General features: G+C 38.3%; 20 protein-coding genes. 17 read left to right on the top strand and 3 right to left on the bottom strand.

The genetic code is table 11. The features are described 5' to 3' along the window. The first annotated feature begins 342 nt into the window (after positions 1-342). The 6 genes from AQF98_RS04865 (at position 343) to AQF98_RS04840 (ending at position 7478) form a co-directional block, all read left to right on the top strand. On the top strand, positions 343-1275 hold the full coding sequence (locus AQF98_RS04865; protein WP_055130805.1) for a dihydrodipicolinate synthase family protein: 933 nt from the start codon (positions 343-345) through the stop codon (positions 1273-1275). A 112-nt stretch (positions 1276-1387) separates the two neighbouring features. Next, complete coding sequence (locus tag AQF98_RS04860; protein WP_055130804.1) at positions 1388-2887, top strand: aldehyde dehydrogenase (NADP(+)); 1500 nt, start codon at positions 1388-1390, stop codon at positions 2885-2887. Beyond that, entirely contained in the window at positions 2871-3869 is a 999-nt protein-coding gene (locus AQF98_RS04855) for a 4-hydroxyproline epimerase (RefSeq protein ID WP_055130803.1), read from the top strand. The genes AQF98_RS04860 and AQF98_RS04855 overlap by 17 nt, the downstream gene beginning before the upstream one ends. A 282-nt stretch (positions 3870-4151) precedes the next feature. After that, on the top strand, positions 4152-5414 hold the full coding sequence (locus AQF98_RS04850) for an FAD-binding oxidoreductase (RefSeq protein ID WP_055130802.1): 1263 nt from the start codon (positions 4152-4154) through the stop codon (positions 5412-5414). An 86-nt stretch (positions 5415-5500) separates the two neighbouring features. Continuing rightward, positions 5501-6253: an alpha/beta fold hydrolase gene (locus tag AQF98_RS04845; protein ID WP_055130801.1), complete on the top strand. Its 753-nt coding sequence runs from the start codon at positions 5501-5503 to the stop codon at positions 6251-6253. Between the two features lies 1 nt (position 6254). Next, a complete protein-coding gene (locus AQF98_RS04840) occupies positions 6255-7478 on the top strand; it encodes a sterol desaturase family protein (RefSeq protein WP_055130800.1) in 1224 nt (407 codons plus the stop codon). Here AQF98_RS04840 and AQF98_RS04835 read toward each other — a convergent pair whose 3' ends face one another. Continuing rightward, the gene (locus AQF98_RS04835; protein ID WP_152969635.1) at positions 7479-7889 is read right to left on the bottom strand and encodes a hypothetical protein; all 411 of its coding nucleotides are present in this window, start codon (positions 7887-7889) and stop codon (positions 7479-7481) included. Positions 7890-8033: 144 nt separating this feature from the next. On the opposite strand from AQF98_RS04835, the gene AQF98_RS04830 reads away from it, so the two are divergent. From AQF98_RS04830 to AQF98_RS04780, 11 genes are all read left to right on the top strand, one after another. Then, on the top strand, positions 8034-8471 hold the full coding sequence (locus AQF98_RS04830) for an Rrf2 family transcriptional regulator (protein WP_055130798.1): 438 nt from the start codon (positions 8034-8036) through the stop codon (positions 8469-8471). Between the two features lie 168 nt (positions 8472-8639). Further along, a complete protein-coding gene (locus tag AQF98_RS04825; RefSeq protein ID WP_055130797.1) occupies positions 8640-10730 on the top strand; it encodes a HEPN domain-containing protein in 2091 nt (696 codons plus the stop codon). After that, positions 10727-11506, top strand: a complete 780-nt coding sequence (gene cobA / locus AQF98_RS04820) for a uroporphyrinogen-III C-methyltransferase (protein ID WP_055130796.1) — start codon at positions 10727-10729, stop codon at positions 11504-11506. Before AQF98_RS04825 ends, cobA (AQF98_RS04820) begins: the two co-directional genes overlap by 4 nt. Next, a complete protein-coding gene (locus tag AQF98_RS04815; RefSeq protein WP_055130795.1) occupies positions 11490-13001 on the top strand; it encodes a TSUP family transporter in 1512 nt (503 codons plus the stop codon). The genes cobA (AQF98_RS04820) and AQF98_RS04815 overlap by 17 nt, the downstream gene beginning before the upstream one ends. Before the next feature lie 2 nt (positions 13002-13003). Continuing rightward, positions 13004-13714 (top strand): phosphoadenylyl-sulfate reductase, encoded by a 711-nt coding sequence (locus tag AQF98_RS04810; protein ID WP_055130794.1) that lies wholly within the window; start codon positions 13004-13006, stop codon positions 13712-13714. Positions 13715-13756: 42 nt separating this feature from the next. Continuing rightward, positions 13757-14662, top strand: a complete 906-nt coding sequence (gene cysD / locus AQF98_RS04805) for a sulfate adenylyltransferase subunit CysD (RefSeq protein ID WP_055130793.1) — start codon at positions 13757-13759, stop codon at positions 14660-14662. A gap of 80 nt (positions 14663-14742) precedes the next feature. Next, positions 14743-15990, top strand: a complete 1248-nt coding sequence (locus tag AQF98_RS04800; protein ID WP_055130792.1) for a sulfate adenylyltransferase subunit 1 — start codon at positions 14743-14745, stop codon at positions 15988-15990. Positions 15991-16131: 141 nt separating this feature from the next. After that, positions 16132-16929: a uroporphyrinogen-III C-methyltransferase gene (cobA, locus tag AQF98_RS04795; RefSeq protein ID WP_055130791.1), complete on the top strand. Its 798-nt coding sequence runs from the start codon at positions 16132-16134 to the stop codon at positions 16927-16929. 209 nt (positions 16930-17138) lie between these two features. Then, positions 17139-18545, top strand: a complete 1407-nt coding sequence (locus AQF98_RS04790) for a glycogen synthase (protein WP_055131074.1) — start codon at positions 17139-17141, stop codon at positions 18543-18545. A 12-nt stretch (positions 18546-18557) separates the two neighbouring features. Further along, positions 18558-19829 carry a glucose-1-phosphate adenylyltransferase gene (locus AQF98_RS04785; protein WP_055130790.1) on the top strand — a complete coding sequence of 424 codons (1272 nt, stop codon included), beginning with the start codon at positions 18558-18560 and terminating at the stop codon, positions 19827-19829. A 136-nt stretch (positions 19830-19965) separates the two neighbouring features. Further along, positions 19966-20565: a CDP-alcohol phosphatidyltransferase family protein gene (locus tag AQF98_RS04780; RefSeq protein WP_055130789.1), complete on the top strand. Its 600-nt coding sequence runs from the start codon at positions 19966-19968 to the stop codon at positions 20563-20565. A gap of 82 nt (positions 20566-20647) precedes the next feature. Here AQF98_RS04780 and AQF98_RS04775 read toward each other — a convergent pair whose 3' ends face one another. Further along, on the bottom strand, positions 20648-22006 hold the full coding sequence (locus AQF98_RS04775; RefSeq protein WP_055130788.1) for a PAS domain-containing sensor histidine kinase: 1359 nt from the start codon (positions 22004-22006) through the stop codon (positions 20648-20650). Between the two features lie 211 nt (positions 22007-22217). Next, positions 22218-23588 (bottom strand): sigma-54 dependent transcriptional regulator, encoded by a 1371-nt coding sequence (locus tag AQF98_RS04770; protein ID WP_055130787.1) that lies wholly within the window; start codon positions 23586-23588, stop codon positions 22218-22220. Between the last annotated feature and the right edge of the window lie 307 nt (positions 23589-23895).

The following is a 23895-nucleotide window of genomic DNA, read 5'->3' as shown; positions in this document are numbered from 1 at the left end:
GATTTTTGAAATGCAAAATCTTTTAATTTGTTGTCATGCTGAGCCTGTCGAAGCATCTTTATATGTAAATTCGTTCATTTAGCTTCTTTGTTTTACTTATAATTACACAATAGTCTATGTGGACTATGTTTCTATGTGGTTATCTGTTTGATTATAAAAAAGACGAATATGTCCTTTAAATGTTGCGGTTAATATCTGTCAATTATTCATTAAAACCTGTTAAAAATAGTCAATAAGCACTAGCTACTTTTGGTGTATACAAAATTGACAAAGAACCACAGAGCGTAGCTAATTGATAAATAACAGCAAAACCTCTTTAACACCACATTAAAATAAATATTTATGAAAAACGTTGCATGGCAAGGTGTATACCCTGCACTTTTAACCCCATTTACCACTAACGATACCATCGATTATCCTTTGTTCCAGAAAAACCTCGATGCACAATTGGCAGCTGGAGTAGATGGAATTATTATCTGTGGCTCTTTGGGCGAGGCAAGTACCTTAAGCAGTACCGAAAAACTAGAGCTATTGGCTTATTGCGTAAAAAGTATCGGTGGTAAAGTACCTGTAATTTTAAACATAGCAGAACAAGTAACCAAAGATGCTGTGGCCATGGCCCAACAAGCAGAAGAAATAGGTGCCGATGGCTTAATGTTATTGCCTCCATTGCGTTATAAGGCAGATGATGAAGAAGCTTTAACCTACTTTAAAAGTGTAGCAAAAGCAACTACTTTATCTATCATGATCTATAATAACCCAGTTGATTATGGAGTTAAAGTATCAATAGAGATGTTTGAAGAATTGGAACAGTTTCCCAATATTCAGGCCGTAAAAGAAAGTACCAGAGATGTAGCTAATGTTACCCGAATGATTAACCGATTTGGTGATCGTTTTAAAATTTTATGTGGTGTAGATCCTTTGGCTTTCGAATGTTTGGCCTTAGGTGCGCATGGTTGGGTAGCAGGTTTGGTAGATGCTTTTCCGGCAGAAACCGTAGCCATTTATCGTTTGGTAAAAGCCAATCGCTATGCAGAGGCCCTTACCATTTACCGTTGGTTTTTGCCAATTTTAGAGTTGGATATCCATGCCAAGTTGGTACAGTATATTAAATTAGCTGGCGAGGCTACAGGTATCAGTTCTGAAATAGTAAGAGCACCAAGATTAGTGCTAAAAGGAGAGGAAAGGGTACAAGTATTGAAAGTAATTAACGATGGATTGGCCAACAGACCAGAATTACCAGCTTATTTACACTTGCAGGTAGAACACGTTTAGTTAATAGAGCCTTTAATGCTCTAGTTGGCGTCCTCGCCAACGATGATGTTAAGAGTTAAATTAACCACATAGGCACAGAGGAATCGCCAAAAGAGAATAAAAAAATAATACCATGTATAAAGATACAAGTACAACAGCACTAGACGATGTATTGGCAAAAGCTGTAAAAGCATACCATCAATATAAAACCTGTTCTTTAAAACAACGTGCAGATTTTATGCGTGCCATAGCCGAAGAAATTGCGGCTTTGGGCCCTGAGTTGATTGATACTGCCATGCAAGAAACCAACTTGCCGCAAGCACGTTTAGAGGGAGAAAGAGCAAGAACCATGTTCCAGTTAACCAGTTATGCCGCCGCTGCAGAGCAAGGCAATTGGTTAGAGGCAAGTATTGATACCGCTTTGCCAGAACGTACCCCTCCTAAACCAGACCTACGCAAAATGTTGGTGCCTTTGGGCCCTGTGGTGGTTTTTGGGGCTAGTAATTTTCCTTTTGCTTATTCTACCGCTGGTGGCGATACAGCTTGTGCTTTTGCTGCAGGTTGCCCGGTAATTGTAAAAGCACACCCTGCACATGCTAAAACCTCTACCTTAATGGCCGATGCCATTTTGAGGGCAGCAGAAAAATGTAACATGCCCGAAGGTATTTTTGCACATGTTTATGGAGCTGGATTTGAAGTAGGAACTTATTTGGCCAAACACGAAGCTGTAAAAGCAATTGGTTTTACAGGTTCTTATAGTGGTGGCAAAGCATTGTTCGATTTGGCTAACCAACGCAAAACCCCAATTCCTGTATTTGCAGAAATGGGCAGCGTTAACCCGATATTTATCTTACCAGAAAAACTAATTAAAGAGGCAGATACGCTATCTAAACAATTAGCCGCTTCGGTAACCTTGGGCATGGGGCAGTTTTGTACCAATCCGGGTTTAATTGTGGCTATAGATAACGAGGCATTAGAACGTTTTATTCTGGGTTTTAGAAGAGAGATTAAACCAATAAGCCCTGCCAAGATGCTTCATCAAGGTATAGCCACCAATTATGCAGAAAAATTGGCAACAGCTTTGGCACAAAAAGGGGTGCAGCTGGTGGGACAAACAGATGAGGAAGAATTAACCGAAGGAAAAGGCTTAATTAGCATAGCCACCACAAAGGCACAAACATTTTTAGCAAACCCTATATTGCACCAAGAAGTTTTTGGCCCATACTCGCTCATTATTCAATGTGTAGACGAAACCGAAATGCTGGCTGTTGCTAAGGCTATGGAAGGTCAATTAACGGCTACCATAATGGCTACGCCAAACGACATTAGACAGCATCAACCATTGTTAGATTTTGTACAAGACATTTGCGGACGCTTTATCCTTAACAATGTACCTACTGGAGTAGAGGTTTGTTTAGCCATGCAACATGGAGGCCCTTTTCCGGCAAGTACCGATAGCCGTTTTACCTCGGTTGGTGCAGATGGAATTAAACGTTTTGCCCGCCCTTTGAGCTTTCAGAATTGGGATGACGAGTTTCTGCCAAAAGAACTTCAAAATGCCAATCCTTTAAACATTTGGCGAACTGTAAACAACGAATTAACCCGCAACCAACTCCATGAAGAAAACATTTAGTTGTATAGATGCACATACCTGCGGCAACCCAGTTAGGGTTGTGGCTGGTGGTGGTCCATTGCTGGTAGGCAATAGCATGATGGAGCGCCGCTTACATTTTTTAAAAGAATACGATTGGATCCGTAAAGGCCTAATGTTTGAGCCACGGGGCCATGACATGATGAGTGGAAGCATTTTGTATCCACCAATAGATCCTACAAATGATATCGGTGTATTGTACATTGAAACCAGCGGCTGTTTGCCCATGTGTGGTCATGGTACCATTGGTACGGTAACCATTGCCATAGAAGAAGGGTTGGTGATTCCGAAAGTGCCGGGCAAACTTCGTTTAGAAACGCCTGCAGGTTTGGTTTTGGTAGAGTATGTGCAAGAAGCCGGAAAAGTTAAATCGGTAAAGCTGATCAATATCAAATCTTTTTTAGCGGCCGAAGGTTTAACCGTTCAGTGTCCAGATTTGGGCCAACTGGTGGTAGATGTAGCCTATGGGGGAAATTTTTATGCCATTGTAGATCCACAAGAGAACTTTAAGGGTTTGGAACATTTTACTGCCGATCAATTGATCAGCTGGAGCAGAACCTGCCGCAAGTTGATGAATGAGCAATATACTTTTATCCACCCCGAAGACAAAAACATCAATGGTTTAAGTCATTTTTTATGGGCTGGTGCTACCATTTCGCCAGAGGCAACTGCACGTAATGCTGTTTTTTATGGCGATAAGGCAATAGACCGCTCACCATGTGGTACCGGAACATCGGCCCGTATGGCACAATGGTTTGCAAAGGGCAAGCTCAAAAAAGGAGATCGATTTATTCATGAGAGTATTATCGGATCTCAATTTATTGGCACCATTGAAGAAGAAACTACCATTAACGGACAGCCCGCCATTGTACCGGGTATAGAAGGTTGGGCAAAAGTAACAGGCTACAATACCATATTTATAGACGATGATGACCCTTATGCACATGGATTTCAGGTTATTTAGTAAGAAGTCTGTAGTCTTTAGTCCATGGTCAATAGTCAATAGTCGGGAGTCTGTAAGCTGTCAATTAACCAGTTGGCAGTTTTCAGTTGACAATTTACAGTTAAGGAATAAAACAATTAACCAGTTAACCAGTTATTCAATTAAGCAATAGAACAATTAACCAGTTAGCAGTTTTCAGTTGACAATTTACAGTTAAGCAATAAAACAATATAACAATTAACTAGTTAAGCAATTAACCAGTTAACCAATCAAGCAATAGAACAATTAAACAGTTAACCCCGAATGAGTCTTCCACAACAAAAACCCACGGTAACCATTATAGGTGCAGGTATTATTGGCCTTTGTAGTGCTTATTACTTAACAAAAGCAGGTTTTAAAGTAACCTTGTTAGAGCAGGGCGATTTATACAATAATTGCTCGTCTGGTAATGCAGGGATGATCGTACCAAGCCATTTTGTGCCTTTGGCAGCTCCAGGTATGATCAGTAAGGGTATAAAATGGATGTTTGATAACAAGAGCCCTTTCTATGTAAAACCTTCTCTAAATCCGAAATTGATTTCTTGGGGCCTAAAATTCTGGAAACATGCCAACCCACAACATGTAGAACATTCGGCCGCACCGTTGCGTGATTTACACTTGTTAAGTAAACAACTGTATGATGAATTGGCCAAAGAACCAGAGCTAGATTTTGGTTTAGAGAAAAAAGGCATCCTAATGTTGTATAAAACGCAAGCTGCGGCAGAAGAGGAGATTCATTTAGCCAAAAAAGCACAACAAATGGGCCTTGATGTTGATGTTTTAAATGCAGGTGCAGTGCAAAATTTAGAACCAGACACTGCCTTAGCTGTTTTGGGTGCAGTACATTACCGTTGCGATGCACACCTGAGCCCAAGTACTTTGGTTAAACAGCTCATTGCCTATCTCAAAAACAAAGAAGTTGAAATCATCACCAATTGTAAAGTAAACGGCTTCGAAACTAACCAAGGTAAAATAACCGAAATCCATACCACAAACGGAACTTTTAAATGTGATTTGGTAGTGATGACAGGTGGTGCCTGGTTACCAGAACTGGCTCAAAAAGCTGGATTAAATATTCCAGTGATGCCGGGCAAAGGTTACTCTTTTATGGTAGATCCTTACCATCAAATTCATCATCCATCGCTATTGCTAGAGGCTAGGGTAGCTGTAACCCCAATGGGCGCACAAGTTCGTTTTGGTGGTACCATGGAGATTGCCCCAATTAACCATCAAATTAACATGAATAGGGTACAAGGAATTGTCAATGCCATACCCCAATATTATCCAGATTACCAAGTGGCCGTACCACAAGTAGAAAAAATCTGGTATGGTTTTAGGCCATGTTCGCCAGATGGTTTGCCTTATATCGGTTATAGCCACAAATTGGCTAATTTAATTATAGCAGGCGGGCACGGAATGATGGGGCTAAGTTTGGCACCTGTTACCGGTAAATTGGTTACAGAGTTGGCAACAAATGCTCCATTGTCTATCCAAATCGATAATTATCAGCCAAATAGATTTAATTAAATATATAATCTATAGAAATAGTAGTCTTTATTTAAAATATTGCTATTTTTGGAAAGTTTTGTGTTTCATTTCAAAATTTCCAGATTATGCAGGTACAATTAAATCACACTCCAAAAACCTTTCTTCCACATTGTGTTGCACAGACTAAAGACATTATTCTGCTTCACGGTTTATTTGGCAACCTTAGCAATTGGAAAAAAGTAGAGCACAGATTTGCTGTTCAACATCAGGTATGGACACCTGAACTGCCCCTGTTTAGTAAAATTGTAGGACAAGGTTTAGATAGGCTAGTGCTATTTTTGGAGCAGTACATAGAAAAGAACCACATTGTTAAACCAGTGCTCATTGGTAATTCTTTGGGTGGGCATGTGGCCTTGCTTTATACTTTAAAACATCCTGATCAAGTAGATCGTTTGGTACTAACCGGAAGCTCTGGTTTGTATGAAAATACTTTTGGCGGTTCGTTCCCGAGGGTAAAAGACTATCAATACATCAGAACTAAAATTGAAGATGTTTTTGATCGGAAAGAAGTTGTTGATGAAGAAATGGTGGCCCATGTGTTTGGTATTGTACAGCAGAAATTAAAAGTACTGTCTATTATTGGTTTGGCCAGAGATGCCCAAAAACAAAACCTCAAAGATTTTTTGCCACTCATTCACATCCCTGTATTGTTAATTTGGGGTTTACAAGATGTGGTAACACCGCCAACAGTAGCAGAACAATTTCACAGGTTATTGCCCAATGCTACTTTGCACTATATCAACCAATGCGGCCATGCACCTATGATGGAACAACCAGAGTTGTTTAATCACCATGTTCATAATTTTTTGAGCGCCTAGTATGCAGCAGATCAATTACCTGGCTTTTGCCATACCTGCTTTTTTTTTGTTCTTGTATTTGGAATATGCATTAGCAGTCCATTTAAAAAAGACCCATCTCTTTAAGTACGAGAGTTCAGTGTCAAATGTAAGTATTGGTATTGCAGAGCGCTTGTTAAACTTGTTTATTGCAGCTAGTTTTTACGATTTGTTTAACTACATCTACCTAAAATATGCCATTTTCAATATCCCTAATACCTGGTGGGTTTGGGTGCTGTTAATTTTGGCTACAGATTTGGTTTGGTATTGGTACCACCGATTGGGGCATCAGGTTAATTTTTTATGGGCAGCCCATATTGTGCACCACCAAAGTGAAGAGTTTAACCTTAGCGTGTCGGCACGGATTACCACTTTTCAGGCACTGATCAGAAATGTTTTCTGGTGTATTTTGCCGTTTATCGGTTTTCATCCAATAATGGTGGTGGTAATTTTGACGGTGCATGGGGCCTATTCTTTTTTTACCCATACACAAATGATTGGTAAACTGGGTTGGTTAGAGCATGTGCTAATTACGCCTTCTTTGCATGGGGTGCACCATGCCAGCGATGAAAAATACCTAGATAAAAACTATGGAGATGTATTTGTTTTTTGGGACAAAGTGTTCGGCACTTTTCAAAAAGAAGAAGAGGCCCCCAAATATGGCTTAACCCACCCTATAAAAAGTTATAGTTTTTTATGGCAGCATTTTCATTACTATTTTGAACTGGCCGAAGCTTTTAAAAGAGAAAAGGGCTTAAAGAATAAGTGGAAAGTAGTTTTTGGTAGCCCAGCTTTATTAGATCAAGACATTAGGCCCATTTTAGAGAAACGATTTTTACAGCATAAATCTGAAGATGTTTATCGGTTTAAATTTAAAAAATACCTCAATATACAATTGGTAGTCTGTGTGGCAATTTTAACCTTTACTACAGCTTTTTTTAATTCATTTCAAATCGTCGACAAACTTTTTGTGCTTTCATTCGTGTTGCTTACCCTCATCAATTGTGGGGCATTGTTAGAGCAAAGAAAATGGATCTACTATTTAGAATGTTTAAGATTGATGCTTTTAGTGGCTTATGTTTTTTATCAGTTAGATTTAGTGAACTTGATTTTTGTTCCACTAATTATATTGATTGCCTTAGAACGTACTTTCTCTTTAAGCAGAGTGTACCGTAATTATGTGCTGCAGTACGAAAAGATTAAATAATTAAGAAGCAATGCCAATTGGCAATTTTAAAAACTGATGCCGAATGGTATAAAGGCCAAAACCACCTGCAATAACCAGTAAAATCCAAGCATAATCATCAATAGGACATTGTTGGGTGTAGTTATCTTTAACTCCACAAGAACCATTAACAATACAGTTTCTTAAAGTTGCAGGGGCAGTAGCAGGGTAGGGGCTCCATTGACAGCCAGAGGCCAAGTTTACAGAGGGCGAAGTATTAAAGTTTTCAACTGTTTGTCCATTACAAGTACTGGATGTGCCTTTGCTAGATGTGTAAACTACAGTACCAGCCGATCCTGGACCGTATACAATTACACAACCAGTTTGTGCATAACCCATTAAACTGATAGAACATAAGCTTAAAACGGTTATAAATATGTAGAATATACGCATTGAGATGTTTCTTATACTTAAATATAAGCAAATTAATTAAATAATGTAATATTATAGATACTTATTGGAGCGAAAAATAATTTGAGCTTTAACTCCACGTTAAGCTTCTGTATTTCATAAATCTTTTATTAGCTTTGTTGGTATATGTTATCTAAGAAAACAAAATATGCTATAAAAGCACTAGTGGTTTTAGGAAGAAACCTAACACAGCCACCCATGCAGATTGCCCGTATTGCGGAAGAAGAACATATTCCCAAAAAATTTCTTGAACAGATTTTGCTCGACCTGCGCAATGCAGGATACTTATACAGTAAAAAAGGTGCAGGAGGAGGTTACAGTCTGAACAAAAACCCAGAGGATATTTATTTGGTAGATATCTTAAGGATTACTGATGGACCTATCGCCATGCTACCTTGTGCCAGCATCAAATTTTACCACAAATGTGAAGAGTGCCATGACGAGGTTACCTGTGGTATTCGTAAAGCTTTTATTAAAGTTAGGGATGCCAGTTTACAGATTTTAAGCGAAACCAGTATCGCTCACATCATCGAAAGCGAAAAAACTGCTGCCTCATTATTGTAGTAAATCCCTTATTTTAAGCTTTTTAAATAGGATTTAAATTTGTTTTCAAAATAAATACTACTATTTCTATGGATTTTATATATTTGCTACTTCATTTTGATATATAGTCTGCCTTTATGAGGCGGCTTTTGTTAAAGATGAAAATATCGCCTATAAAAAACAGACCAAATGCAGAGTTTCAGAACCGAGTTAGAAAATCCTATTGTAGCAAAAGATATCATTGATTTGGAAAAAAAGATCAATGATTTTCGTTCAGGAAAGATACATGAAGAGCGCTTTAGGAGTTTGCGCTTGGCCCGTGGAGTGTATGGGCAAAGACAGCCCGGTGTACAAATGATCCGTATTAAACTACCTTTTGGTAAAGTTACTTTTAAACAATTATTGCGCATTGCCGATATTGCTGATGAGTATGCAAGTGGAAACCTTCATTTAACCACCCGTCAGGATATCCAGATCCACTATGTAAGCTTAGACCGCACACCAGAACTTTGGGCCAAGCTAGAATTGGATGACATTACCTTAAGAGAGGCTTGCGGTAATACCGTTCGGAATGTTACCTCATCGCCAAATGCAGGCATAGATCCAGAAGAACCCTTTGATGTTTCTCCGTATGCACAAGCAGTTTTTGCTTACTTTTTACGTAATCCAATCTGTCAGGAAATGGGAAGGAAGATCAAAATTTCCTTTTCGTCTAGCGATAAGGATACGGCGTATAGCTATATACATGATTTGGGCTTTATCCCCAAATTAAATAACAATGGCGAGCGTGGTTTTAAGGTTTTATTTGCTGGGGGATTAGGGGCGCAGCCTTTTTTGGCTACTGCAGTACACGAATTTTTACCAGAAAACCAATTGATTCCATTTACAGAATCGGTATTGAGGGTTTTTGACCGTTATGGCGAACGCAACAATAGAAATAAAGCCCGCTTAAAATATTTGGTGCAGAAACTTGGGCTAGATGAGGTTTTAAGGTTGATTGATGAAGAAAGAACGGCCAATAAGGTGCAGACTTTCAAGATTGACCTGAACACAGTTCCACAACCTGCTTTACCACCTCAGTTGGCTTATTTGCCAGTAACACCAAGCAATGAAACTCATTACAAACATTGGTTGGCTACCAATACCATAGCGCAAAAACAAAAAGGTTTTTATGGGGTGTATGTAAAAGTACAGGTTGGCGATATCAAAACAGATCAGGCCAGAGCATTGGTAAAGGCCATAGCACCTTATGTGGCCGACGAAATTCGGATTACTCAAAATCAGGGCTTATTGTTAAAATTTGTAGCCGAAAATGCCTTGCCCTCTTTGTACCAAGCGCTAAGTGCCATCGGATTAGCCAATGCCGGTTTTGATAGCCTGGCAGATATTACCACCTGTCCGGGTACGGATACTTGTAACTTGGGTATTGCCAATAGCATGACTTTGGCAGAAGTGCTGGAAGAAGTGGTTTATGAAGATTTCCCTGAATTTATTTACGAGAAAAATATCAAGATCAAGATCAGTGGTTGCATGAACTCGTGCGGACAACATAGTTTGGCCGAAATTGGTTTTCACGGTAGTTCGGTAAAAGCAGATGGCAAAGTGGTACCAGCCGTACAAGTAATGTTGGGCGGTGGAACAGTTGGGAATGGAGTAGGCAGAGTGGCAGAGCGTGTAATTAAAGTGCCTACCAAAAGGGCAACCCAGGTTCTGCATTTGTTGTTAAATGATTTTAAGGCCAACCAACAAGCAGCAGAAAACTTCCATACTTATTATGATAGACAGGGTAAAGATCATTTTTACCAATTGTTAAAACCATTAGCCGATTTAACCAATCTGAAAACAACTGAGTTTGTGGATTGGGGGCACGAAGAAACTTTCGAAACAGCAATTGGTGTTGGAGAATGTGCCGGAGTAGTGATTGATCTGGTGGCCACTTTGTTGTTAGAAGCCGAAGATAAATTGACTTGGGCTGCCGAAGCCTTGAAAAATAAAGCATACGCTGATGCCATTTATCATGCATATAGTGTTTTTGTAAATGCTGCCAAATCATTACTCTTAGATAAAAACATCAACAGCAGTACACAGGCAGGTGTAATTAAAGAGTTCGATAATCACTTTGTGACAACAGGCGAATTTAATTTCGGAACAACTTTTTCTGAGCTCGTTTTGCAGATTAATAAAAACGAGCCATCCACGCTCTTTGCCGTACAATACTTTGGAGAAGCAACCCAATTTTTAAATCAAATTAAAGCCTTTAGGGCAGTAGAAATAGCATGAGTTTAATACAAAATATCAATCGCGAACCAAAAATAACCCTTTTGGGTGCAGGGCCCGGAGATCCAGATTTGTTGACACTAAAAGGTGTAAATGCATTAAAAACTGCCGATGTAGTACTCTATGATGCGTTGGTAAATGAAGCCTTGTTGATCCATGCACCAGTTAATGCCATTAAGGTTTATGTGGGTAAACGCTCTGGTGAACATTCGTATGAGCAAACAGCCATCAATAAATTAATGGTTGATTATGCTTTAAACTATGGGCATGTAGTGCGTTTAAAAGGTGGCGATCCTTTTGTTTTTGGTAGGGGCTATGAAGAGTTGGCTTATGCAGATTCTTACAGTATTCCTGTTAGTGTAATCCCCGGTATTTCAAGTTCAATTGGTGTACCTGGTTTACAGCAAATTCCAGTTACGCATCGTGGCTTGAGCGAAAGTTTTTGGGTAATTACCGGAACTACTTCAAATGGAGAAATCTCGCAAGATATTTACCAAGCCAGTCAATCTAGTGCAACGGTTATCGTTTTAATGGGCTTAAATAAGTTAGCGCAAATTGTAGAGATTTTTAAAACTGCCGGAAAAGATCAATTGCCTGCTGCGGTTGTACAAAATGGCTCTTCTACCAGCGAGAAATTGGTAGTCGGTAAAGTTGCCACCATTTTAGCTATGGTTAAAAAAGAAAAAATAGAAGCACCAGCACTATTGGTTTTTGGCGAGGTGGTATCCCTTCATCCATCATTTAAAACATTGGTTAAACAATATGCTTCCATTGCCTAATCTCCAATATAATGAGCAACCTTTGGCTGATACTGGCAAAGGGAACCAACTGTTTCCAGTTTTTATTAAACTGAACCAGTTGCGTACATTGGTAATTGGTGCAGGTTATGTTGGGTTCGAAAAGTTAAATGCCATTGTCAATAATAGTCAATTGGCAGCTATTACTGTAATTGCAGAAAATATAGCTCCAGAAGTGGAGCAATTAAAGCATAAATACCCTCATTTAAAACTTGAACAAAAAAGTTTTGAAACGGATGACCTTGATGATATTGACATTGTTTTTGTAGCCACAAACAATGCTACTTTAAATGAAAAGATAAGAACAGCAGCACATGCCAGGAGTTTGTTGGTTAATGTAGCAGACCAACCAGACCTATGTGATTTTTACTTAGGTTCTATTGTAAAAAAGGGCGATTTAAAGATTGCCATTTCTACCAATGGTAAATCGCCAACAATGGCCAAACGTTTAAAGGAGATTTTAAATGAAGGTTTGCCTGCAGAATTGGATACTTCTTTACAACAATTGAATGTTTTGCGACAATCGCTAAATGGCGATTTTGCACAGAAGGTAAAAAAACTAAATCAGGTTACAGCTAGTTTAGTTAGCCCTAAAAAGAGTTTTGTAGAGACAAATATCCAATGGTTGATCTGGCTGTCTACCGTACTTTTTATTGCTTCAGTAGGTTTAACCCTATGGAATACCGAGCCCGCGTTTCAATCGTTCCTCATCCATATCGATCCTTTGTTTTACTGGTTTTTAGGGGCAGGTTTTGTGTTTGCAATGGTAGATGGTGCAATTGGCATGTCGTATGGCGTAACCTCTGCCTCGTTTTCTTTAGCTATGGGCTTACCTCCAGCATCGGCCAGCATGGCCATCCATATTTCGGAAGTTTTAAGCAATGGTATCGCAGGCTGGATGCATTACCGAATGGGAAATGTGAACTGGAAACTCTTTAAGTTATTGATTATTCCGGCAGTAGTTGGGGCAATTATTGGGGCTTACCTATTGTCGTCATTAGAGCATTATAGTCAATATACCAAACCATTAGTGGCTATTTATACGCTAATATTAGGTGCTGTTATTTTAATGAAAGCCTTTAACATCAAAAGAAAAAGAAATGGTCAAAAAATTAAAAGAATTGGAATATTGGGCTTTTTTGGAGGCTTTATCGATGCCGCTTTTGGTGGGGGCTGGGGCTCTATTGTACTGTCTAGTTTAATTGCTGGGGGTAGGCATCCTTTATTTTCGTTAGGTACAGTTAAAATTAGTCGCTTTTTCATTGCCACTTTAAGCTCGCTAACTTTTTTTACCATGTTGGGTGGCCGATATTGGGAAGCCGTACTTGGGTTGATCATCGGCAGTGCTTTGGCGGCGCCTATTGCAGCAAGGGTATCTAATAAAATTTCGGCCAAAACCATTATGGTAGCTGTGGGCATTATTGTAATGGTGGTGAGCTTAAGGAGCGTGGTTTTGTTTATTTTAAAATTGATATAGGGATGAGTGTTTTGGAAAACATAGCAGGGGAATTAAAAGGATTAGACATTGTTGACAAGCTTTGGTTTTTAGCTCGAAAATATCAAAATAAGGTTGTTTTTAGTACGAGTTTTGGTATAGAAGATCAGGTGGTTACAGACCTCATTTTTGCCAATCAGATTCCAATTAAGGTGTTTACGCTAGAAACCGGAAGGTTATTTCCAGAAACTTATTATGTATGGAACAGAACTTTAGAGAGCTATCAACAGCCCATTCATGCTTATTATCCACAAACAGATTTGGTTCAGGAGCTGGTGAATACAAAAGGGCCAAATAGCTTTTACGAATCTGTAGACAATAGAAAGGAATGTTGTCACATCCGTAAGATAGAGCCTTTAAAAAGAGCATTGGCAGGTAATGAGATTTGGATTACAGGAATTAGAGCAGAACAAAGTATTAACCGGGAGGGGATGTATGATTTGGAGTGGGATGAAGGGAATCAGTTGATCAAATTCCATCCCCTGTTTAACTGGAGTTTGGAAGAAGTAAGGCAGTACATTGCTACCAACAATATCGTTTACAATACCCTACACGATAAAGGCTTTCCGAGCATTGGTTGTGCACCCTGTACCAGAGCCGTACAGCCCGGCGAAGATTTTAGGGCAGGAAGATGGTGGTGGGAAGACCAAAGTAAAAAAGAATGTGGCTTACACGCTACTGTAGTAAAAGGTTAAAGTGTTAAAACTTAACCTTCAAACAAATAACAACTACTTTAAATGAGTGCATACAATTTAAATTATTTAGACGAATTAGAGGCCGAGGCGATCCACATTTTACGTGAGGTGGCGGGGCAATTTGAAAAACCGGCATTGCTTTTTTCTGGTGGTAAAGATTCAATTACCTTGGTAAGGTTGGCCGAAAAGGCATTTAGACCAGGTAAATTTCCTTTTCCACTGGTACATATTGATACTGGTCATAATTTCGAAGAAACGATCCAATACCGCGACCAGATGGTAGAAAGAATTGGCGAGAAGCTAATTATTGGTTCTGTACAACAATCTATTGACGAGGGAAAGGTGGTGGAGCAGACTGGTAAAAATGCGAGTAGAAATGCGCTGCAAACCGTTACACTTTTGGATACCATTTTAGCCAATGGTTTTGATGCTTGTATTGGTGGTGCAAGGCGGGATGAAGAAAAAGCCCGAGCCAAAGAACGTATATTTTCGGTTAGGGACGAATTTGGTCAGTGGGACCCAAAAAGACAACGCCCAGAATTATGGAATATTTACAATGGAAAGATTCATAAAGGCGAAAATGTGAGGGTGTTTCCGATCAGTAACTGGACAGAATTAGATGTTTGGAATTACATCCGTAGAGAAAATATTGCTTTGCCAAGTATCTATTTTGCACATCAGCGTGATTGTATTACCAGAAATGGCCAGTTAATGGCAGCTTCGCCATTCTTAAATATGGATGAAGAAGACGTTGTAGTGCGTAAAAAAGTGCGTTTTAGAACAGTGGGTGATATGTCTTGTACAGCTGCAGTAGAATCTGATGCAGACCTGATTGACGATATTATTCAGGAAATCAGTGAATCGAAAATTTCAGAACGTGGAGCACGTATGGACGATAAAGTATCTGAAGCAGCGATGGAAGACAGGAAAAAAGGAGGGTACTTTTAAGAAGTACCAAGTAGTTAGTATCAAGTATAAAGACAGATCCAAGTCTTGATACTTGATACTTTTATCTTAATACTAACAAAATGAACATATTAAAATTCTTTACAGCGGGCAGTGTAGATGATGGTAAAAGTACACTCATTGGTCGCTTGTTATACGATACAGACTCGATTTTGGCAGATCAGCTAGAAGCTTTGCAACATGCCAATAGAAAAAATGACGATGGAACCATAGATCTGGCCATTTTAACAGATGGTTTAAGAGCAGAACGAGAGCAGGGTATTACCATAGATGTAGCCTATAAATACTTTCAGACAGCGAAACGAAAATTTATCATTGCCGATACCCCCGGGCATATCCAATATACCAGAAATATGGTTACAGGAGCGTCTACTGCAAATTTGGCCATTATTTTAATCGATGCCAGAAATGGAGTGGTAGAGCAAACCATTCGCCATTCGTATTTAGTTTCCTTATTAGGGATCAAACACATTGTGGTTTGTGTTAATAAAATGGATATGGTAGCCTATAGCGAAACAGTTTTCGAAGCCATTATTGAAAAGTATAAGGCTTTGGCCCAGCAATTGGATTTAAAAGAGGTAAGCTATATTCCTGTGAGTGCTTTAAAAGGTGACAATATTGTGCAAAAATCTGAGCAGATGGACTGGTATGAAGGCGAAAGCCTACTGCATTTTCTGGAGCAGGTAGATACCGATCTACAAGATCAAACCTCATTAGCTAGAATGCCAGTACAATGGGTAATCAGGCCACAAACAGACCAGCTTCACGATTATAGAGGTTATGCAGGAAGAGTATTGAGCGGTAATTTTAAAGTAAATGATGCGGTTACTATTTTACCATCAGGAAGTAGTTCTACCATTAGCAAAATTGAGTTTTTTGATCAGGAATTGAATGAAGCATTGGTCGGACAGTCTGTTACCATTCACTTAAAAGACAATATCGACATTAGCCGTGGCGATACTTTGGTCAATTCGTTGGCCCTGCCCAATGAAACCAAATTAATTGAAGCAGATTTATGTTGGATGGACGCTCGGGCTTTAGATACTTCATTAACCTACCTTATTCAGCACAACAGCACAACTACCCGCTGTAAAATTGACGAAGTGATTTACAAAGTAGATATCAATACTTTAGAAAAACATGGTGCAACTGAGTTTAAGCTCAACGACATTGGTAGGGTAGTTTTAAAAACTGCAGATGTTTTAGCATTCGACCTTTATAAAGAAAATAGGGCCAATGGTTCAGCCATTTTAATCGATAGTCGGAGCAATTTAACCATTGGCGCACTGATGTTTAGAGCTGCTGTTTAATCTGTAATTAATTGATTGATAGTTGTTTGTTATTTATTTTGGCTATTGCTAAAAAGAATAATTAAATTATTTTAAAATAAATACTACTAATACTATAGATATTATATACATTTGTGTCGTTGACCTCATAATTAGTAAGCGATGATTTTGAACCAGATTGAAAAACAAACAGTAGAACCTCAAATAACTTTGGTAGGGGCAGGTCCTGGAGATCCAGATTTATTGACCTTAAAAGGCGTTAAGGCCTTAAAAACTGCAGCAGTAGTTTTATACGATGCTTTGGTAAACGAAGCCCTTTTAAATTTTGCTCCAGATCATGCCATTAAGATCTATGTAGGTAAACGTTCTGATGATGAAACATTTTCGCAAGAGTTGGTTAACAAATTGATGATTGATTATGCGTTAAATTATGGGCATGTGGTGCGTTTAAAAAGTGGCGATCCATTTGTATTTGCCCGTGGTTACGAAGAAATAGATATTGCAGAATCGTATAGCATTCCTACAACAATTATCCCAGGTATTTCAAGTGCTTTGGGTGTACCAGGCCTACAGAAAATCCCTATGGTGTACAGCAAGCTGAGCGAGAGTTTTTGGGTAGTTACCGGAACCAACGCTGCTGGAGAGATTTCGCCAGACTTGTATGTAGCAGCAAAGTCTAACGCCACCATAGTAGTACTAATGGGTGTAGAAAAAATTGCTGCCATAACCGCCATATTTAAAGCAGAGGGCAAGGCCGATTTACCAGTGGCTGTTATAGAAAATGGTTCTTCTACTCAAGAAAATGTGGTAGTTGGTGTGGTAGAAACGATAGAAGAACTCATTGTAGAAAAAAATATTACTTCGCCTGCTTTATTGGTATTTGGTCAGGTGGTTTCTTTGCATCCACAGTTTAATCCCATTCATCAGTTTTATAGTATTCTTCAACAAGAAGAATATTAATTCATCAGTTTATTAGTAAAATTCATATTTATTTTTGTTTGGTTGTAAAAGGCTAGGTTTAATCACCTGGCTTTTTCTTTTCATGCAATTTATTTTCTTTAAACAAAATGCAGTTGCTCGTGTTCTTTTATTGAAAAAATATTTTTTTGTAAATGTTTGCAATACTCAATCTATTGCCTATTTTGAGTAAGTTTTTCAAAGCCCTAATTATGGAAATTATACACTTTAGTGCAGAATGTTATCCGGTTGCAAAAGTTGGGGGCTTAGGCGATGTTGTTGGTGCCTTACCAAAATATCAAAATAAGCTCGGACATGTAGCTAAAGTGGTTATGCCAGCCTACCAGACCAAGTTTTTGCACCAGCATGATTTTGAAGTGGTGTATGATGGTTGGGTAAGATTAGGCTATACTAATTTTCAGGTTAGAATTTTCAGAGAAAAAACAAATGAACTAGGTTTTGATCTATATCTGGTTCATATTGGAGGTTTGTTAGACCGAGAGAAGGTGTACGGCTATGACGATGATACAGAGCGTTTCCTAGCCTTTCAGATTGCGGCACTAGATTGGATTGCCCAATGGGAGCATCAGCCTAATGTTATCCATTGTCATGATCACCATACGGGTTTAATTCCATTTATGTTGGGCAATTGCCATAATTATAGACATTTAAATCATATCCCAACGGTACTCACCATTCATAATGCACAATACCAAGGTCAGTTTGGCTGGGACAAGCTATATTATCTGCCAGCTTTTGATCTTCGAAATTCGAGCAAATTAGATTGGGGCAATTGTATCAATCCACTGGCATCGGCCATTAAATGTGCATGGCGGGTAACTACGGTATCTCCGAGCTATTTGGAAGAAATCAGTTACAATGCCAACGGATTGGAAAATTTATTAGCGCAAGAGCGAGGCAAGTCTTTTGGTATTTTAAATGGAATTGATGTAGAGGTATGGAACCCACAAAAAGACCCAATGTTAACCAAAGGCTTTAATGCAAGAACTGTAGAGAGTGGTAAAAAAGCAAACAAGGATGCAATTTGTGCCATCTTTAACCTAGATAAAGAAAAGCCATTGTTTACTTTTATTGGTCGTTTGGTTGGAGAAAAGGGAGCGGATTTATTGCCCGATATTTTTTACAATGCCTTACAACAAAGTGATGGCGAAATTAATATTATCGCTTTAGGATCTGGAGATCCACATGTTGAAGATAGGCTAAATGAGCTTACACATCAGTTTCCGGGCAGTTATAATGCCTATATCGGTTATAATGAGGCTTTGTCGCATCAAATTTATGCTGCAGCAGATTTTATTTTGATGCCATCGAGGGTAGAACCTTGCGGCTTGAACCAAATGTATGCTTTGCGTTATGGAACTATTCCTATTGTAAGGCGCATAGGCGGATTAAAAGATACCATTATAGATATTGGTGATGGAGGTTTTGGTATTTGCCACGATCAAACCAGTATTTGGGACGTAGGACATGCCATTGGAAGAGCTTATGAGTTGTTTTTAGACCAGAAAAAAGTAAAAGAAATCCGTAAGTTTATCATGGCTTTGGATCACTCTTGGGATAAAGCAGCGCAACAGTACATAGATTTATACCAAATGTAAAAGTAAATATATATGACCGATAAAGTATTGGGTGTAATTCTTGGCGGTGGCCAGGGATCAAGATTGTCTCCACTTACACAAACCCGTTCTAAACCAGCAGTGCCAATAGGTGGCAAGTATCGTTTAGTTGATATTCCAATTTCAAATTGTATGAATTCGGGCATACATCGGATGTTTGTTTTAACACAATTTAATTCTGCATCACTCAATAAGCACATTAAAAACACCTATCATTTTAGCCATTTTTCTAAGGCTTTTGTAGATATTTTGGCAGCAGAACAAACGCCAGATAATCCAACCTGGTTTCAGGGTACGGCAGATGCGGTGCGTCAGTGTATGCACCACATTGTGAACCATGAGTTTGACTATATTTTAATTCTATCTGGTGATCAGTTGTACCAAATGGATTTCAAAGAGATGTTGAAGGCCCATATTGAAAAAGGCGCAGAAATTTCTATTGCAACCATACCGGTAAGTGCTAGAGATGCTACCGATTTTGGTATTTTAAAAACAGACGAAGACAGCTTTATTACTTCTTTTATCGAAAAACCAAAGGCAGATTTATTGCCAGATTGGACTTCTGAAACAAGTGATGAAATGAAAGGTGCGGGAAGAAATTACTTGGCCTCGATGGGGATTTATATTTTTAATCGCGACTTGCTGATTAAAATGCTGAATGAAAATCCGGAAGAAAAGGATTTTGGTAAAGAGATTATTCCACGTGCTTTATTAACCAATCATGTATTGAGCTATCAATATGAAGGTTATTGGACAGATATTGGTAATATTTCTTCTTTCTTTGAAGCCAATTTGGGCTTAACAGATGAGTTGCCACAGTTTAACATGTTTGATAGTGCACACACTATTTTTACCAGGGCAAGGATGTTGCCCCCTTCTAAAATATCAGGTACAACTTTAGAGCGAACTATTATTGCCGAAGGCTGTATCATTCAGGCAAGTAGGGTAGAAAGGGCAGTTTTAGGAATTCGCTCTCGAATTGGAAGAGGAACCACGATTGTAAACTCGTATATTATGGGTAGCGACCATTACCAAACCCTCCCAGAAATAAATGAAGAAACACGTATCGGACATCCTCTATTAGGGATTGGCGATCGTTGTTACATCAATAATGCCATTGTAGATAAAAATTGTCGTATTGGAAACGATGTGCGCATTAATGGCGGTTCTCACTTAACTGAAGGTGATTATGGATTATATGTGGTTAAAGATGGAATTGTAGTGGTTAAAAAAGGAGCTACTATACCGAATGGCACTGTGATTTAAATTGGGGAGTAAATAGGAAATAGGAAATAGTTTAACCTTGCTTCGTGTCAATATGAACTTTCAACTTTGGTTCGTGTTAATACGAATCAAGGTTTTTTTATTACCTTGAAAAATCTGTTCATTATACCCACGTTTTATGAGTATTCCTTATCTGTTAATTCTTTTCAGGTTTTTATTAGCGCCAACTATTATTGGTCTTTCTTTTTTGATGGGAGAGGAAGCGGCTTACATTGTATTGGTTCTGATGTTTTTAGGGCTGTTTTCTGATGTTTTTGATGGCATTATTGCCAGAAAAATGAAAATTGATACCGAAAAGATGAGAAGATTAGATAGTCAGACTGATTTGATATTTTGGTTGAGTATTGCTTTTAGTTGTTACTTGATTTATCCAGATTTAATCAGAGAAAACTGGATTGGTGTTATTGCAGTATTGGTAATGGAAGCGATGTGTAATGCGGTTAGTTTAGTCAAGTTTAGAAAGGAAGCCTGTACTCACGCATTTGTGTCAAAAATGTGGGGACTAACCTTGCTGGCAACATTTACTTCTCTATTGGGTTTTGCTTATGGTGGATGGATGATGAAAGCTTGTATTATTTTGGGCTTAATCTCGCAATTGGATGTAGTGCTTATCATTCTGTTTCTACCTAAATGGACGCATGATATTCCTAGTTTTTACCATGCCATTTTAATTAGAAAAGGAATTGACTTTAAGAAGAGTAAGTATTTGAATAGCTGAGTAGGAAATGGGGAATAGTAAATAGGGAATAGGAAATAGACTTGGTTTGTGCCCACACGAAACAAGGCTTGCTATTGATACACTAAGCGTAGTTAAATACCAAAGAGAAAGTGGTGCGTTCATTCGGAATAGAATCGACTTCTAAACTGCCTCTATGCATTTTCATAATGTTGCGTGTGATGGTGAGGCCTATACCTGAACCATTTTTTCGGGTAGTATAAAAGGGCACAAAGATTTTCTCAATATTGGCGGTTTCAATCCCCTTTCCATTGTCAATTACATCTACATAAACCTTATTATGTGCCAATCTGTAGGTGATTTCTATTACAGGTTGCTCTGTATGTTCTAATGCATACATGCTATTGGTAATTAAATTGATCAGCGCTTGTTCTACCAACTTAAAATCAATTTGTAGGGATATTTTAGAGGCAGTTTGCAGTACTTGTAATTTAATGTGTTTGGCACTCACCATTGGATGCATCAGCACCTTTACATGCTGTAAAATTTCGCCAACACTGTGTTGTTCAACATTTGGAGTTGGTAATTCGGCAATCAAGCGGTAATCTTTTACAAAATCTAAAAGACCTTCAGAACGTCGTTTAATGGTTTGTAGCGCAGGTTTTAAATCCTCCAAATCTTCTTGGTTCAGTGTCAGTTTGTTAGTGATCATCTGGTTAACCGTGTCTGATAAAGAGCTAATTGGTGTTATCGAATTTAAAATTTCATGAGAAATCACCCCAATTAAGCGGTTCCATGCTTCTGTTTCTTTTTGCTCAATTTCATCCTTAATATTTTGGAAAGAAATAATGATGTGATCAGCCCCATAAAGATTGAGCGGAATAACTTCTATAGAAAGTTGGATAAACTTATCTTGGATCTTCAATTCCAAAAAACGTTTTCCACCAGAATTGATCTTTTCTATCTCGGCAGCAAAAATTGGTAAATGTTCTTCAAAACGGTTCCAATAACTGTAAGCAGGTACATTTAAAAGGTTACTTGCGGCAATATTGAAGAAAGAGATCTCCGATTTTTCATTAACAGTTTTACTTTTTTTAACTACAATTACTCCAACCGGAACCTGCTCTAGAATAGTTTTAATTAGCTGAAAAATAGCGTCCTGTTCTAATTGGATGTCCTTATGAATTTGAATAATGTCGTTAAATGATTCATAGAGCTCTGGGAAACTGCCTTTGGTAATTTTGTTTTTGAAATTTAAAGTATGATCTCTAGTTTTTACTGCGAGAATAAATCGTTTAATGTCATTTCTAATCTGGTTGATGTAAAAATAAAGAGAAATGGTACTGCCCAATAAAACCAAACCAACACCGGTAATGGTAAACCATAGTTGTGTGTTTCTAATAAGATAAACCAATAACACCGCCAATATGTTAACAAACAATAAGCGACTAATTAAACGGAAGGTAAATCTTTGGTAAAACATCTCTGGGTTAAAAGTAGTAAGTATTTAGTTAAAAGTCTATAGTTCTAAAGTCGGGAGTCTGAAGTTTGGAGGCTGGAGTTTGGAGAGCAAAGTCATAGTATAAAAAGTTGAAAGCTTTGTATTGCAGGTTGCAAGGTCTTGATACTTGATACTCCATACTTGATACCCAAATCTCATATCTCACATCTCACCTCTAATATCTCCCTATCACTTACAAGCCAAATTTCTCAATTCTTCTGTAAAGTGCCGCACGGGTTAAGCCTAACTCTGCCGCCGCTCTAGAAATATTGCCTTTATGTTTCTCTATCGCTTTGTTGACCATCATTTTTTCCATCTCATCTAATGGCATATCGGTTTGCAAAACAGCTTGGTTGCCAAATTTCTGCGGAGAAAGTTGCAAATCATTCTCGGTGATTTCCAAACCATCGGTCATAATTACGGCCCGTTCCAATACATGTTGCAATTCTCTAATGTTACCTGGCCAACTGTAATGAAGCAGGGTTTGTTCAGCTTTTGTATTAATACCCTTTAAATTTTTATGGTATTTGTTGCTAAAGGTTTGCAAGAAATGATGGGCCAGCAATATAATGTCTTTGCCACGTTGACGCAATGGAGGTAGAATTAATTCTACAGTATTGATACGGAACAGTAAATCTTGTCTAAAGGTTCCTTTGGCTACCATTTCATTTAATGGCATATTGGTGGCACTGATTAAACGCACATCAATTTTTCTTTCCTTACTTTCTCCTAATCTGGTTACTGTTCTGTTTTGCAGTACACTGAGTAATTTAGCTTGCAAGGGTAGAGAAAGGTTTCCAATCTCATCTAAAAAGATCGTTCCTCCATCAGCCATTTCAAAACGACCGGGTTTATCTTCACGGGCATCGGTAAAAGCGCCTTTTGCATAACCGAACAGTTCGCTTTCAAATAGATTTTCGTTTAGCGAACCTAAATCTACATGCATAAAAATCTGTTTCCTACGCAATGAGTTTTTATGGAGTTCGTAGGCGAAAACCTGTTTTCCTGTACCATTTTCGCCTAAAATTAATACATTGGCATCTGTTGGGGCAACTTTTACTAAGGTTTTTTGAAGTTGCTGCACGCTATCATCATTACCTACAATGTGCTCAAACTTCCGAGCCATATCACTTTGGATAGAGGTATGTATTTTTTCTAGCTTTTTAACCTTTTTGTTAGATTGTCTGAGTTTGGCAGCAGCAGATAAAGTGGCAAATAATTTTTCGTTTTCCCAAGGTTTTAAGATAAAGTCTGTAGCTCCTTTTTTGATCGCTTGCACAGCTAATTCTACATTACCAAATGCAGTCATTAAAATCACGACATAATCTTTATCAATAGACAGGATATGTTCTAACCAATATAAACCTTCGCGACCGTCACTTGCCCCTTTTTGGTAGTTCATGTCTAATAAAATAATATCAACTTCGTTTTTACTTAGCAATACATTTATTTCTCTCGGCGATTTACAAGTTAACACTTGGTTAAAATGTTGCTTTAGAAATAAACGAGCACTTAATAAAATATCGTCATCGTCATCAATTACTAAAATATTGGCTTCTGTCATGTAGAAAGTATTAAGTATAAAGATTGATATGGGCTGCGGGCTGTGAGTTATGGTACGGGGCTCATGATCATCTTAGGAGCTTTAACATTTTAATCCTATTTACAGATCGATGTATAGCCTTAAACCCTATACCCTACACCTTTTACCTTATTTTCAAGAACAAATTTATAAGAAACTGTTCGATGGTGTACAGCTACTGTTCGATATTGGACATAATTTTACAGTCATTAAAAATAATTAGCTGATTTACAGTGTTTTAAAATTTTTATCGCTCTTGGCATAAACTTGGCAAAAGGCATAACAATAA

The organism is Pedobacter sp. Hv1, from assembly GCF_001412215.1.
Lineage (GTDB): Bacteria > Bacteroidota > Bacteroidia > Sphingobacteriales > Sphingobacteriaceae > Pedobacter.
The sequence above is the reverse complement of the archived record's forward strand: the minus strand, read 5'-3'. Positions and strand labels throughout refer to the sequence as shown.